Source organism: Saccharothrix lopnurensis (assembly GCF_042658445.1).
Lineage (GTDB): Bacteria > Actinomycetota > Actinomycetes > Mycobacteriales > Pseudonocardiaceae > Actinosynnema > Actinosynnema lopnurensis.
Window position 1 is genome coordinate 42,286 of the sequence record NZ_JBHSQO010000040.1, and the last position, 13,482, is coordinate 55,767.

Annotated in this window: 15 protein-coding genes; 6 read left to right on the forward strand and 9 right to left on the reverse strand. The window is 74.6% G+C overall.

Translation table 11 applies throughout. The features are described from left to right. Positions 1–15 precede the first annotated feature (15 nt). Both ACFP3R_RS28645 and ACFP3R_RS28650 read right to left on the reverse strand, forming a co-directional pair. On the reverse strand, positions 16–1,950 hold the full coding sequence (locus ACFP3R_RS28645) for an ABC transporter ATP-binding protein (protein ID WP_380640282.1): 1,935 nt from the start codon (positions 1,948–1,950) through the stop codon (positions 16–18). Beyond that, the gene (locus ACFP3R_RS28650; protein WP_380640284.1) at positions 1,947–3,710 is read right to left on the reverse strand and encodes an ABC transporter ATP-binding protein; all 1,764 of its coding nucleotides are present in this window, start codon (positions 3,708–3,710) and stop codon (positions 1,947–1,949) included. Before ACFP3R_RS28650 ends, ACFP3R_RS28645 begins: the two co-directional genes overlap by 4 nt. A gap of 66 nt (positions 3,711–3,776) precedes the next feature. Here ACFP3R_RS28650 and ACFP3R_RS28655 point away from each other — a divergent pair, with 66 nt between their 5' ends. After that, a complete protein-coding gene (locus tag ACFP3R_RS28655; RefSeq protein ID WP_380640286.1) occupies positions 3,777–4,040 on the forward strand; it encodes a hypothetical protein in 264 nt (87 codons plus the stop codon). Positions 4,041–4,047: 7 nt separating this feature from the next. Here ACFP3R_RS28655 and ACFP3R_RS28660 read toward each other — a convergent pair whose 3' ends face one another. The 6 genes from ACFP3R_RS28660 to ACFP3R_RS28685 all read right to left on the reverse strand — a co-directional run bounded on the left by ACFP3R_RS28660 (position 4,048) and on the right by ACFP3R_RS28685 (position 8,903). Continuing rightward, entirely contained in the window at positions 4,048–4,479 is a 432-nt protein-coding gene (locus ACFP3R_RS28660; RefSeq protein WP_380640288.1) for a hypothetical protein, read from the reverse strand. After that, the gene (locus tag ACFP3R_RS28665) at positions 4,472–4,846 is read right to left on the reverse strand and encodes a hypothetical protein (protein WP_380640291.1); all 375 of its coding nucleotides are present in this window, start codon (positions 4,844–4,846) and stop codon (positions 4,472–4,474) included. The genes ACFP3R_RS28660 and ACFP3R_RS28665 overlap by 8 nt, the downstream gene beginning before the upstream one ends. A 42-nt stretch (positions 4,847–4,888) precedes the next feature. Next, on the reverse strand, positions 4,889–5,221 hold the full coding sequence (locus ACFP3R_RS28670) for a hypothetical protein (protein WP_380640294.1): 333 nt from the start codon (positions 5,219–5,221) through the stop codon (positions 4,889–4,891). Between the two features lie 97 nt (positions 5,222–5,318). Continuing rightward, positions 5,319–6,227, reverse strand: a complete 909-nt coding sequence (sepH, locus tag ACFP3R_RS28675) for a septation protein SepH (protein ID WP_380640360.1) — start codon at positions 6,225–6,227, stop codon at positions 5,319–5,321. Between the two features lie 220 nt (positions 6,228–6,447). Continuing rightward, complete coding sequence (gene serC / locus ACFP3R_RS28680) at positions 6,448–7,581, reverse strand: phosphoserine transaminase (protein WP_380640297.1); 1,134 nt, start codon at positions 7,579–7,581, stop codon at positions 6,448–6,450. A gap of 209 nt (positions 7,582–7,790) precedes the next feature. Next, complete coding sequence (locus tag ACFP3R_RS28685) at positions 7,791–8,903, reverse strand: citrate synthase 2 (RefSeq protein WP_380640300.1); 1,113 nt, start codon at positions 8,901–8,903, stop codon at positions 7,791–7,793. Between the two features lie 212 nt (positions 8,904–9,115). Here ACFP3R_RS28685 and ACFP3R_RS28690 point away from each other — a divergent pair, with 212 nt between their 5' ends. The 5 genes from ACFP3R_RS28690 to ureG are packed head-to-tail and all read left to right on the forward strand — an operon-like array spanning position 9,116 to position 12,831. Next, positions 9,116–9,418, forward strand: a complete 303-nt coding sequence (locus ACFP3R_RS28690; RefSeq protein WP_380640302.1) for an urease subunit gamma — start codon at positions 9,116–9,118, stop codon at positions 9,416–9,418. 12 nt (positions 9,419–9,430) lie between these two features. Next, complete coding sequence (locus ACFP3R_RS28695; protein WP_380640304.1) at positions 9,431–9,742, forward strand: urease subunit beta; 312 nt, start codon at positions 9,431–9,433, stop codon at positions 9,740–9,742. Next, positions 9,739–11,466 carry an urease subunit alpha gene (locus tag ACFP3R_RS28700; protein WP_380640307.1) on the forward strand — a complete coding sequence of 576 codons (1,728 nt, stop codon included), beginning with the start codon at positions 9,739–9,741 and terminating at the stop codon, positions 11,464–11,466. Before ACFP3R_RS28695 ends, ACFP3R_RS28700 begins: the two co-directional genes overlap by 4 nt. Continuing rightward, positions 11,466–12,131, forward strand: a complete 666-nt coding sequence (locus ACFP3R_RS28705) for an urease accessory protein UreF (RefSeq protein WP_380640309.1) — start codon at positions 11,466–11,468, stop codon at positions 12,129–12,131. The genes ACFP3R_RS28700 and ACFP3R_RS28705 overlap by 1 nt, the downstream gene beginning before the upstream one ends. A gap of 4 nt (positions 12,132–12,135) precedes the next feature. Then, positions 12,136–12,831 carry an urease accessory protein UreG gene (gene ureG / locus ACFP3R_RS28710; RefSeq protein WP_380640362.1) on the forward strand — a complete coding sequence of 232 codons (696 nt, stop codon included), beginning with the start codon at positions 12,136–12,138 and terminating at the stop codon, positions 12,829–12,831. Here ureG and ACFP3R_RS28715 read toward each other — a convergent pair. Beyond that, complete coding sequence (locus ACFP3R_RS28715; protein WP_380640311.1) at positions 12,801–13,352, reverse strand: DUF4232 domain-containing protein; 552 nt, start codon at positions 13,350–13,352, stop codon at positions 12,801–12,803. The two genes, ureG and ACFP3R_RS28715, sit on opposite strands and share 31 nt — an antisense overlap. Positions 13,353–13,482 lie beyond the last annotated feature (130 nt).

Genomic DNA, 13,482 nt, shown 5'->3' on the forward strand with positions numbered 1-13,482 from the left:
CGACCGGACCCGGCCTCACACCAGCGAGTCCTTCCAGGCCGCGTGCAGCGCCGCGAACCGGCCGCGCTCCCCGATCAGCTCCTCCGGCGTCCCGTCCTCCACCACGAGCCCGCCGTCGAGCACCAGCACCCGGTCGGCGATCAGCACGGTCGACAGCCGGTGGGCGATGATGAACGCCGTCCGCTCCGCCAGCACCGTCTCCAGCGCGTCCTGCACCAGCCGCTCGGTCGGCACGTCCAGGCTCGACGTCGCCTCGTCCAGCACCAGCACCGCCGGGTCGGCCAGGAACGCCCGCGCGAACGCCACCACCTGCCGCTGCCCCGCGGACAGCCGCCCGCCGCGCTTGCGGACGTCCGTGTCGTAGCCCTCGGGCAGGGACCGGATGAACTCGTCGGCGCCCACCGCCCGCGCCGCCGCCTCGACCTCCTCGCGCGTCGCGGACGGCCTGCCCAGCGCGATGTTGTCCAGCACCGACCCGTCGAACAGGAAGTTCTCCTGGGTCACCATGACCACCGCCCGCCGCAGCTCGGCGTCCGCCACCGACCGCAGGTCCACGCCGTCGAGCAGCACCGCGCCGGCGGCCGGGTCGTAGAACCGGGCGACCAGCTTCGCCAGCGTCGACTTGCCCGCCCCGGTCGCCCCCACCAGCGCCACCGTCTGCCCGGCGGGCACGGTCAGGGCGAACCTCGGCAGCACCACCGGCGACCCCGGCGCGTACCGGAACTCGACGTCCTCGAACCGCACCGCGCCGCGCACCTCGCCCAGCGGCGTCGGGTCCTCGGGCTCCCGCACGGCCGGCTCCTCCTCCAGCAGCCCCGAGATCTTCTCCAGGGCCGCGGTCGCCGACGCGTAGGCGTTGGTGAACATCGCCAGCTGGTCGAACGGGTCGTAGAAGCGCCGCACGTACAGCGTGAACGCGGCCAGCACGCCCAGCTCCAGCTGACCGCCCGCGACCCGGAACGCGCCCCACGCCAGGATCACCGCCAGCGACAGGTTGCCGATCACCCGCACGGACGCGGTGTAGGTCGCCATCACGCCCAGGGCGTCGGTGTTGGCGTCCCGGAACCGGCCGTTCAGCCCGGTCAGGATGGCGAAGTTGCGCCGCTCCCGCCGGAACGCCTGCACCGCGCGGATGCCGTTCATGGTCTCCACGAACTGCACGATGATCCGCGCGATCGCCCCGCGCGTGTCCCGGTACGCGGTGCCCGACCGCCGCCGGAACCAGCGGGTCAGCAGCACCAGCGGCACGAACCCGGACAGCACCACCAGCGCCAGCGGCGCGTCCAGCCAGAGCAGCACCACCGAGATGCCCAGCAGCGACAGCAGCGAGGTGAAGAACCCGTCCAGGCCCTCCTCCAGCAGGTCCTGGAGCGAGTCGACGTCGCTGGTCGCCCGCGAGATGACCTTGCCCGAGGTGTACTTCTCGTGGAACGAGATCGACAGCCGCTGCGCCTGCCGGAAGATGCGCTCCCGCAGCACCAGCAGCACGTCCTGGCCGATGCGCCCGGTCAGCCGCACGAACGACCAGCGCAGCAGGGTCGCGGCGAGCGCCACCCCCGCGTACCCGCCGACGCACCACGCCAGCGCGTCCGGCCGCCCGTCCAGCGCCGCGGGCACCCCGGTGTCGATCGCGGCGGCGATCAGCAGCGGCCCGGCCAGGTTGACCAGGTTCTCCGCCACCACGATCAGCAGCGCCAGCGCCGCGGCCCCGGTGTGGGGCCGCAGCAGCTCCGCCAGCAGCCGCCGCGACCGGGCCTGGAGCTTCACGCCCGTGGCGTGGTCGACCTCCTCGACGTCCTCGGCGGCGACACCCCGCCAGGACTCCTCACCGGGCGCCACCTCCCCGGACACCACCTCGCCAGGCGTCACCTTTCCGGGCTTCACCTCACCGGGCTTCACCTTCCCGGGCGTCGTCCCGTCCGGCGCCGGGTCCTCCCTCGTGGCGGTCACGCCGCCACCCCCTCGTCCTCCAGGGTCGCCAGCAGGTGCCGGTAGACCTCGTTGTCGGCCAGCAGCTGGGTGTGCGTGCCGACCGCCGCGATCCGGCCGTCGACCAGCACCGCCACCCGGTCGGCCAGCTGCACCGTGCTCGGCCGGTGCGCCACCACCAGCGCCGTCACGCCCTTGAGCACCCGCCGCAGCGCCGCCTCCACCTCGGCCTCGGTGTGCACGTCCAGCGCGGACAGCGGGTCGTCCAGCACCAGCACCGCGGGCCGGCCGACGACGGCGCGCGCCAGCGCCAGCCGCTGCCGCTGGCCGCCGGACAGCGACAGGCCCTGCTCGCCGATCCGGGTGTCCAGCCCCCACGGCAGCGCGTCCACGAACTCCTCCGCCCGCGCCACCCGCAGCGCCTCGCGCACCCGCGCCTCGTCCACCCCGTCCACGCCCAGCGCGATGTTCTCGGCCACGCTCGCGGAGAACAGGATCGGCTCCTCGAACGCGGTGCCCACGACCTCCCGCAGCCGCGCCAGCTCCAGGTCCCGCACGTCCACCCCGTCCACGGTGACCCGCCCGGCCGTGACGTCGGCCAGCCTCGGCACCAGCGCGGTGACCGTGGTCTTGCCCGAGCCGGTCGCGCCGACCAGCGCCATCGTCTCGCCCGGCCGCACCTCCAGGTCCACGCCGCGCAGCACCTCGCGGTCGGCGCCGGGGTGGGCGAAGCGCACGCCCTCGAACCGGAGGTGCCCGCGCACCGGGGCGGGCAGCGGCACCGGCCGGGTCGGGTCCGTGATCTCCACGGGCGCGTCGACCACCTCGAAGTACCGCTCCAGCGCCGAGGCGGTCGAGTTCGTCTCCGCCAGCAGCCACCCGATCGAGTCGACCGGCCAGCGCAGGTAGGCGCTCACCGTGACGGCCGCGACGAGCGTGCCCACGGTCAGCGTCCCGTCCGCGATGCCGACCGCGCCGAACGCCAGCTGCCCGGCGATGCCCAGCTCGGGCAGCACGATCAGCACCGCCCACAGCGCCGCGAACACCTTCACCTTGGCGATCTCGCTGGCCCGCAGCTCCCGGGCCTGCCGCAGGAACCGCCCGGTCAGGTGCGGGCCCCGGCCGAACGCCTTGAGCACCCGGATGCCCAGCACCGACTCCTCGACCACGGTGGTCAGGTCGCCGGCCTGGTCCTGCGCCCGCCGCGCCACCACCTTGAACCTCGACTCGAACAGGTAGGACAGGGCCAGCAGCGGCAGCGTGCAGGCCAGCCCGACCGCGCCCAGCGCCGGGGACAGCCAGAACAGCACGCCCAGCCCCGCCACCACGACCAGGGTGTTGACCACCAGGAACACCAGCGCGAACCCCACGAACCGGCGGACCTGGGTCAGGTCGGTCGTGGCGCGCGACAGCAGCTGCCCCGACTGCCACCGGTCGTGGAAGGACACCTGGAGGTCCTGGAGGTGGTGGTAGAGCAGGGCGCGCATCCGCGCCTCGACCTCCGACGCGGGCCGGGCGATCAGCCTGCGGCGCGCGTAGAACAGCGCCGCCTCGGCACAGCCCAGCAGCACGATCAGGCCGATGAGCGGCGGCAACGCGGTCAGGTCGCGGCCGGCGATCGGGCCGTCCACGATCCTCTGGGTGATCAGCGGGATGCCCAGGCCGCACAGCATCGCCAGCAACGTGGCCACCATGCTCAGCGCGATCGGCGCGCGCACGGGCTTCAGGTACGGCCACAGGCGGCGCACGGTGGCCGCCGTGGAAGTACGTTCTCGAGACACGAGTCCCCCTCCGGTCCACCCCGACGGTACGAAGGGGACCGCTGCTCGGCATCCTGTTTTCCCGTCGTGAAGACTGCGGGCTCGACCCAGGTGGAGGTCAAGGTGGACGTGAGGTTCATGCGCGCGGAGCCGACCATGGCGTTCCCGCGCGGCAGGCTGCTGGCCGTGCGCGGCGGCCGGCTGCACGTGCTGGCGCACGACGGCTGGGACGTGGTGGGCGGGGCCCGGCCGGAGGGGGCGCGCCCGGTGGGCCGCGCCGAGGCCGAGGAGTGGTGCCGGTACGAGGGCGCGGACCCGGCGCTGCTTGACACCGTGCCCACCCCCGGCTGACCGGCCGCTACCCGCGGCGGCGCCGCATGGCGGGCACGGTCAGCAGGCCCGCCAGGCCGTAGCTGAGGCCGGCGAGCAGGATCAGCACGGTCCAGCGGTCGCCCACGCCGGTCAGCCGCTCGGGCAGCCCCACCAGGTGCGCGAGCGCCAGCAGCACCGGCCCGGTCAGCACCACCGGCCACACCGGCCGCACCCCGAGCAGCCACAGCACCGGCCCGGCCAGCAGCCCGCTGACCACCAGCGCGACCGGCAACCCGATCACCACCAGCATGACGAACTCGCCGAACGTGGTCTCGTTCACCACCCGGTCGAGCATCCCGGCCTGGTGCGCCCGCACCCACACCAGCAGCAGCACCGCCCCCACGGCCGCCGACAGCAGGACGCGCGCGAGCACCTTGACCGCGAAGCCGCCCGCGGTGGGGCGCGGGGTGTCAGTCACGGCCGGCAGTGTGCCCCACCGGGTGGCGGGCTGTCACGGGCGCGGCCAGCGCGAACCCGAGGGCGCCGGCCAGCAGCCCGCCCGCCGGCACCTGCACCCACACCGTGGTCAGCGTCAGCACCGCGGTGAACGCCACGCCGCACGCGGCGAACCCCAGCGGCCGCTCCCGCCGGGTCGCGACGAACAGCAGCCACGCACCCAGCACCCCGAGCACCAGGCCGACCGGGATCGAGACCAGGCCCAGGCCCAGGCAGTCCCAGTCCTCCGTCGAGCACACCACGCCCGCCGCGATGAACTCGCGCAGACCCCACCAGGCCGCGCCCACCAGGACCCCGACCAGCACGCCGATGATCAGCCGTCGCACCATGACCACCGGTTACCCGATCGGTCACGCTCCGCAAACGCCGGTTCACGACACGAACGCGGCGCCGATCAGGAACGCCAGCGCGCCCACCGCCACCGGCGCCGCCCCCGTCGCGCCGGTCAGGGTCAGCAGCACCGCCACCCCGACCCCGGCGGCGGAGGTCGCGGCCGGTCGCGCCACCCGGGCCGACCGCAGCCCGGCCCAGCCCAGCACCCAGCTCGCCACCGGCACCAGGGGTGTGGCCAGCGCCAGGGCGACGCCGCACCCGATCTCCCCGCCGCACGCCACGGGGGCCCCGTGCAGGAACCACCACCAGCCCGTGCCGAGCACCGCGCCGACCACCGCCGCCCACCCGTACCGCCACGCCACCCGCCTCATACCGGTGAAGCATGGGCCGGGCACCGGCGCGCGGTCATGAGCAGAACTACGCGAAAAGGGCCCCCACCCGGCGGTGGGGGCCCTTCTTCGGCGACGATCAGCCCCGGTTGGACCGGACGCCCAGCAGGACGTCCTCCCAGGACGGCACGATCGGGTGGTTCTTCTTGCCGCGCTTCGGCGGCTCCATGCGGGGCTGCTTGGTCGCGGGCTGCTGCTGCGGCGGCACCGGGGCCGGCAGCGGCTCCTCGTCCACCGGGGCGGCCGGCACGGGCTCGGGCTCCGGCTGCTCGACGACCGGCGGCGGGACGGGCAGGGGCTCCTCCCGGACCAGGATCTCCGGCTCCAGGACGACCACCGGCGGCTTGTCCATCTCCAGCGCCGCCCGCGCCAACTGCGTCACCGGCCGCAGGCTGCGCAGCCCCCGGTTCGGGTTCGGGTCCATCAGGTCCACGGCCGCGTCGTCCAGCGCGGTCACGGTGCCGCCCCGCACGCCCGGGTGGAACGCCCAGTGCGCCCGGTTGTCCGACCGGCCCGCGGTCCAGTGCAGCTGCACGACCCACCGGCCGTCCTCGCCGCGCCAGGAGTCCCAGCTCACGTCGGTGTAGTCCTGCCCGCGCAGGCCGAACGAGTGCGCCACGACCTCGCCGAGCGTCTGCACGTCCGGGCCGTCCTCGCGCACCGGGTGGGCCCGCTGCGCCAGGTCCGCCGTGCGCGAGCGCTCCAGCAGCACCGGGTAGGCGAACCGCTCGACGCGGTGCTTGGGGATGCCGGCCGCGACCGCGACCTGCTCCACGGACTCGCCGGCGCGGATGCGGGCCTGGATCTCCCGGGGCCGCATCTGGCTGTCGGACTCGACCTCGATCTGGCCGAGCCGGGTGAGGTCGCCGCGCGCCGCCGCCCGCAGCCGCTCGTCCGCGGGCAGCACGAAGCGCTCGCCGCGATCCGGGTCCTCCAAGAGGACGGTCTTGCCGTCGTCTTCGAGCCCGATGACCCGCAACGCTCGCATCATGGCCTCCCGGTTGGCTCACCTCGCCGAGTACGCAACGCTAATGCGGCGTGCCGCCTTGACGGGGGAGGCTCGCCGTGTCACCGATATCTTCGTGTGATCTTGCCGTATGTCGCGGGTGTCCGCACGTCCGTTACCCGAAGGTTCACCCCCGGACGTGCGGAAGGGGCCTCCCGGGCGCGCCGGGAGGCCCCTCGTGGTACCGCGTCGCGGGCGGGGGTCAGAGCTGCGAGACCACCCAGTCGACGGCCTTGGTCAGGGTGGTGACGTCCTCGGGCTCGACGGCCGGGAACATCGCCACGCGCAGCTGGTTGCGGCCCAGCTTGCGGTAGGGCTCCACGTCGACCACGCCGTTCGCGCGCAGCACCTTGGCCACCACCGAGGCGTCCACCGAGTCGTCGAAGTCGACGGTGCCCACGACCTGCGAGCGGTGCGCCGGGTCCGCCACGTAGGGCGTGGTGAAGGAGGTCGACCCGGCCCACGAGTACAGCCGCGACGACGAGTCGGCGGTCCGGCCGACCGCCCAGTCCAGGCCGCCGTTGCCCAGGATCCACTCGACCTGGTGGTTCAGCAGGAACAGGGTGGCCAGCGACGGGGTGTTGTAGGTCTGGTCCTTGGTGGAGTTGTCCAGCGCCGTGGTCAGCGACAGGAACTCCGGCACCCACCGGCCGGACGCGCCGATCTCGGCGACCCGCTCCAGGGCCGCGGGCGACATCAGGGCGATCCACAGGCCGCCGTCGGAGGCGAAGCACTTCTGCGGCGCGAAGTAGTAGACGTCGAACTCCGACGCCGCGACCGGCAGGCCGCCCGCGCCCGACGTGGCGTCGATCGCGACCAGCGCGCCGTCGGAGCCGGCGGGGCGGGCCACGGGCACCGCGACGCCGGTCGAGGTCTCGTTGTGGGCCCAGCCGACCAGGTCGGCGCCCTCGGCGTAGGCGATCTCCGGGGCGGAGCCCGGGTCGGCCTTGACCACGATCGAGTCCCCCAGGAACGGGGCGTCCGAGGTGACCTTGGCGAACTTCGACGAGAACTCGCCGTAGGTGAAGTGCTGGGCGCGCTCGCGCACCAGGCCGAACGCGGCGGCGTCCCAGAAGGCGGTGGTGCCGCCGTTGCCCAGGACGACCTCGTAGCCCTCGGGCAGCGAGAACAGCTCGCGCAGGCCGGAGCGCACCTTGCCGACCAGGGACTTCACCGGCTTCTGGCGGTGGGAGGTGCCCATCAGCGCGGCGCCCTCGGCCGCGAGGGCCTCCAGCGCCTCGGGGCGGACCTTGGAGGGCCCGCACCCGAACCGGCCGTCGGACGGCCGCAGTTCGGGGGGCAGGACCAACGTGGTCGGGTCGGCGGTCTGGGTCATCGCGGAGCCTCCGGTAGCGGGGAGGGGGTCGGCCGACCGGCGCCGTTGCCGGGGGTCCAAGTGTTGCAGGGCGGTGACCGGGAGGTGGCAACCGGGTGTCGTGGGTCACCCGGTCCTCCCAGCCGGTGGACACCCCCGGCACGCGCGGTGACCGGTGGCGGCGCCTCGGACCCCGTCACCACCGGCCCCGTCACCACCGGCCCCGGGGGTTACGCGATCCGGTCCCAGCCCTCGACCTCGGAGGGCGTGCGCGGGCCGGGGCCCACGTAGGCCGCGGACGGCCGCACGAGGCGGCCGGTGCGCTTCTGCTCCAGGATGTGCGCCGACCAGCCGGCCGTGCGCGCGCAGGTGAACATCGCGGGCATCATGTGCGGCGGCACCTGCGCGAAGTCCAGGATCACCGCGGCCCAGAACTCCACGTTCGTCTCGATCGCCCGGTCCGGCCGCCGCTCGCGCAGCTCCGCCAGCGCGGCCTGCTCCAGCGCCTCCGCCACCTCGTAGCGGGCCGCGCCCAGCTCCCGGCAGGTGCGCCGCAGCACGCGCGCCCGCGGATCCTCCGCCCGGTACACCCGGTGGCCGAAGCCCATCAGCCGCTCGCCCCGGTCGAGGACGCCCTTGACGAAGCCCCTCGCGTCGCCGGTCCGCTCGACCTCCTCGATCATCGGCAGCACGCGCGCGGGCGCGCCGCCGTGCAGCGGGCCGGACATGGCGCCGATCGCGCCGGACATGGCCGCCGCGACGTCCGCGCCCGTGGACGCGATGACCCGCGCGGTGAACGTGGAGGCGTTGAGCCCGTGCTCGGCGGCCGACACCCAGTAGGCGTCCAGGGCCCTCACGTGCGCCGGGTCCGGCTCGCCCCGCCAGCGGGTGAGGAACCGCTCGGTGATGGTGCGGCACTCGTCGATGCGGGCCTGCGGCACGGCGGGCCGGCCGATGCCGCGCGCGGACTGCGCCGCGTAGGACAGGGCCATCACCGAGGCCCGCGCCAGCTGCTCCCGGGCGCGCTCGTCGTCGATGTCCAGCAGCGGCTGGTAGCCCCAGATGGGCGCGACCATCGCCAGCGCCGCCTGCACGTCCACCCGCACGTCACCGGTGTGCACCGGGATGGGGAACGGCTCGGCGGGCGGCAGGCCGGGGCCGAAGCGGCCGTCCACCAGCAGCGCCCACACGTTGCCGAAGGTGACCTTGCCCGCCAGGTCCTCGACGTCCACGCCCCGGTAGCGCAGCGCGCCGCCGTCGCGGTCCGGCTCCGCGATCTCGGTGCGGAAGGCGACCACGCCCTCAAGTCCCGGTTTGACGCCGTCGTCCTCGCTGTGCACCACGCTGTGCGCTCCTCTTCCGACGAAGGTCCCAGGGGTTGGTCCAGGGGTTGACAGCACCTTCCTCCGCGGCGCACGCGCCGGCAATCACGGGCGTGCGTGGCGTCGGTCACGATCAAGGAACCGATTCAGAACGGGAGCGGGGAGCAAGCGGATCGTTAAGCCCTTGTTTCCGGCCGGGGGTAACGGCGTTTCGCCGTGGTAGACCACCGACCATGCACCTGACGCCGCACGAGCGCGACAAGCTGCTGGTCCACGTTGCGGCCGACGTCGCGCGCAAGCGGCTGGAGCGCGGTGTCGTCCTGAACTACCCCGAGGCCGTCGCGCTCATCACCGACCACGTGCTGGAGGGCGCGCGGGACGGCCGCTCGGTCAGCGACCTGATGGACAGCGGCCGGCACGTCCTCGCGCGCGGCCAGGTGCTGCCGGGCGTGCCCGAGATGATCGAGTCCGTGCAGGTGGAGGCCACCTTCCCGGACGGCACCAAGCTCGTGACCGTGCACCACCCGATCGCGTGAGGAGGAACCGACGTGGTCCCTGGTGAGGTGATCCCCGGGAACGAGCCGGTGGAGCTGAACCCCGGCCGGCCGCGCACGACGCTGGTCGTGGTCAACGCCGCCGACCGCCCGGTGCAGGTCGGGTCGCACTACCACTTCGCGGCGGCCAACCCGGGCCTGGAGTTCGACCGGGAGGCCGCGTGGGGCAAGCGGCTGGACGTCCCCGCGGGCACGGCCGTGCGGTTCGAGCCGGGCGTGGAGCGCGAGGTCGTGCTGGTGCCGATCGCCGGGGCGCGGCGGGTGCCGGGCCTGCGGCCCGAGTGGGCCGGGGAGCTGGACCGGTGACCGGGCCGGGGGCGCACCGGATCGACCGCGAGCGCTACGCGGAACTGCTCGGCCCCACCGTCGGCGACCGCGTCCGGCTGGCCGACACGGAGCTGTTCATCGAGGTCACCGAGGACCGCAGCCGGGGCGCGGGCGCCGGCGACGAGGTCGTCTTCGGCGGCGGCAAGGTGATCCGCGAGTCCATGGGCCAGGGCGTGGCCACCCGCGCCGAGGGCACGCCCGACCTGGTGATCACCGGCGCGGTCGTGCTGGACCACTGGGGCGTGGTCAAGGCGGACGTGGGCGTGCGCGACGGGCGGGTGGTCGGCATCGGCAAGGCCGGCAACCCCGACACCATGGACGGCGTCGACCCGGCCCTGGTCATCGGACCCGGCACCGAGGTGCTGGCCGGCAACGGCAAGATCCTCACCGCGGGCGGCATCGACTGCCACGTGCACTTCGTCTGCCCGCAGATCGTCGAGACCGCCGTCGCCTCCGGCCTGACCACCCTCGTCGGCGGCGGCACCGGCCCGGCCGAGGGCACCAAGGCCACCACGGTCACGCCCGGCGCGTGGAACCTCGGCCGGATGCTCGCCTCCCTGGACCACCTGCCGGTCAACGTGCTGCTGCTGGGCAAGGGCAACACGGTCCGCGAGGAGGCCCTGCGCGAGCAGCTGGCCGGCGGCGCGGGCGGGTTCAAGCTGCACGAGGACTGGGGCACCACGCCCGCCGCGATCGACGCGTGCCTGCGCGTGGCCGACGAGTCCGGCGTGCAGGTGGCCATCCACACCGACACGCTCAACGAGGCCGGGTTCGTCGAGTCCACCCTGGCCGCCATCGCGGGTCGCTCGATCAACGCCTACCACTCGGAGGGCGCGGGCGGCGGGCACGCGCCGGACATCATCCGCGTGGTGTCCGAGCCCAACGTGCTGCCGTCCTCGACCAACCCGACCCGCCCGCACACCGTCAACACCATCGAGGAACACCTGGACATGCTGATGGTGTGCCACCACCTCAACCCCTCGGTGCCCGAGGACCTGGCGTTCGCGGAGAGCCGCATCCGGCCGACCACGATCGCCGCCGAGGACGTGCTGCACGACCTGGGCGCGATCTCCATGATCAGCTCCGACTCGCAGGCCATGGGCCGGGTGGGCGAGGTGATCATCCGGACGTGGCAGACCGCGCACGTGATGAAGCTGCGGCGCGGCGGGTCGGGCGGCGGCGAGCCGGCCGACAACCTGCGCGCCCGCCGCTACGTCGCCAAGTACACGATCAACCCGGCCATCGCGCACGGCATCGACCACGAGGTGGGCTCGGTGGAGGTCGGCAAGCTGGCCGACCTGGTGCTGTGGGAGCCGAAGTTCTTCGGCGTGCGGCCGTCGGTGGTGCTCAAGGGCGGGTTCGTCGCGCACGCGGCGATGGGCGACGCCAACGCGTCCATCCCGACCCCGCAGCCCGTGCTGTCGCGGCCCATGTTCGGCGCGTACTCGGCGGCGCGCGGCAGCGTCCACTTCGTGTCGCGGCAGGCCGTCGACGCGGACCTGGCGGACCTGCTGCGCCTCGCGCGGCCGCTGGTGCCGGTCCGGGACACGCGCGGGGTGACCAAGGCCGACATGGTGCTCAACGACGCGCTGCCGGACGTGCGGGTCGACCCGGACAGCTTCGCGGTGCGCGTCGACGGCGAGCTGATCGAGCCCGCGCCGGTGGCCGAGCTGCCGATGGCCCAGCGCTACTTCCTGTTCTGATGAACCTCGTGGCGCTGATGCTCGCGGACTCCCGCTTCCCCGGCGGCGGCCACGCGCACTCCGGCGGGCTGGAGGAGGCGGTGGCGCGGCGGCTGGTCACCGACGAGGGCACGCTGGCCCCGTTCCTGCTCGGCCGGCTGCGCACGGCCGGCGCGCTGGGCGCGGTGTTCGCCGCCGCCGCGACCCGGGCGGCGGACGCGCCCGGCCGCTACGCCGAACTGGACGCCGAGCTCGACGCCCGCACCCCCTCGCCCGCCCAGCGCGCCGCCTCGCGGGCGCAGGGGCGCCGCGCCGCCCGCGCCGCCCGCCGGGCCTGGCCCTCGCCCGCCCTGGCCGGGCTGCTGCGGGCCACGCCCCGGCCGCACCACCCGATCGTCGTCGGCGTGCTCGTCGGCGACCCGTTCGAGGCCGCGCAGACCGTCGCCTACCACGCGGTGACCGGGCCGGCGACCGGCGCGGTCCGGCTGCTCGGGCTGGACCCGTTCGGCGTCAACGCGGTCCTGGCCCGGCTGGCGGACGAGATCGACGCGGTGGCCCGCGCCGCCGCCGACCACGCCGGCACCGCGCCCGTCGACCTGCCCGCGCCCGCCTCGCCCGGCCTCGACCTGCTGGCCGAGGCCCACGACCGCCACCACAGGGAAGAGGTGCGTCTCTTTGTCAGCTGACCACGTGCACCCGGTCAACTTCGACCCGACCGACGCCGGGCACGACCCCCACGGGCACCACCACGACCACGACACCCACGACCACGGCCGGGCGGTGCGCCTCGGCATCGGCGGCCCGGTCGGCAGCGGCAAGACCGCCCTGACCGCCGCCCTGTGCCGGGCCCTGGGCGGCGAGCTGGAGCTGGCCGTGGTGACCAACGACATCTACACCACCGAGGACGCCGACTTCCTGCGCCGGGCGGGCGTGCTCGACCCCGAGCGGATCGAGGCGGTGCAGACCGGCGCGTGCCCGCACACCGCCATCCGCGACGACATCACCGCCAACCTCGACGCGGTCGAGCTGCTGGAGCACCGCTTCCCGGACCTGGAGCTGATCATCATCGAGAGCGGCGGCGACAACCTCACCGCGGTGTTCAGCCGCGGCCTGGTCGACCGCCAGGTCTTCGTCGTGGACGTGGCCGGCGGCGACAAGGTGCCCCGCAAGGGCGGCCCCGGCGTCACCACCGCCGACCTGCTGGTGATCAACAAGACCGACCTGGCCCCGCTGGTGGGCGCCGACCTCGACGTCATGGCGGCCGACGCCCACCGGGTGCGGGGCGGGCTGCCCGTGGTCAGCCAGTCGCTGGTCGAGACCCCGCAGGCCCCGGCGGTGGCCGACTGGGTGCGCGCTCAGCTCCGCACGCTCGCGACGGTCAGGTGAGCGCCGAACCCGCCGACGTCACCCGCGCAGCCGTAGGCGTCCACGAGCGGCAGGTGCCGCGGCGCGGTCTCGTCCGGCGGGTGGACGCGGATGCCCCGCACGGGTGTCTTGCGGCAGTCGGCCGGGTCGAAGTTGTCGACCGCGGCGAACCCGACGTCCGAGGTGGCCGCCGCGCCGTGCGGCAGGGTGAGCAGCGGTCCCCGCTCGCCGACCCGCACGGCCGCCGCGCCGACCTGGTTCCCCGCCGCGTCCACGTAGGACACGCCGGGGAACCCGCGCAGCACGCACGCGACCGGGCCCCGGTTGGTCAGCACGACCTCGCGGTAGGTGGTGCCCGCCGTCCCGCTGACGCGGCCGAACCGGACGTCCAGGTCGGCCGAGCGGCAGGTGGTGGTCTCGGCTCGCTGTTGGGTGACCCGCTGTCCGGTGACCTGCTGTCCGGTGCCCGGTGTTGCGACGGCGGTTCCCCCGGTGCTCAGCAGCGCGGCGCCGGCCGCGACCGCTGCGACGAATTTCCTCATCACGATCTCCCCCGAGATTCGCGGGTGGAATTCCCACCCGGTGGAGGGACGTGTCGGGCGTCACAGGGGTTGCACCGGTGAGGGCGCGGGCCCGCCTGGTCGTGGCGCGTGACCCGGACGGGCGAACGTC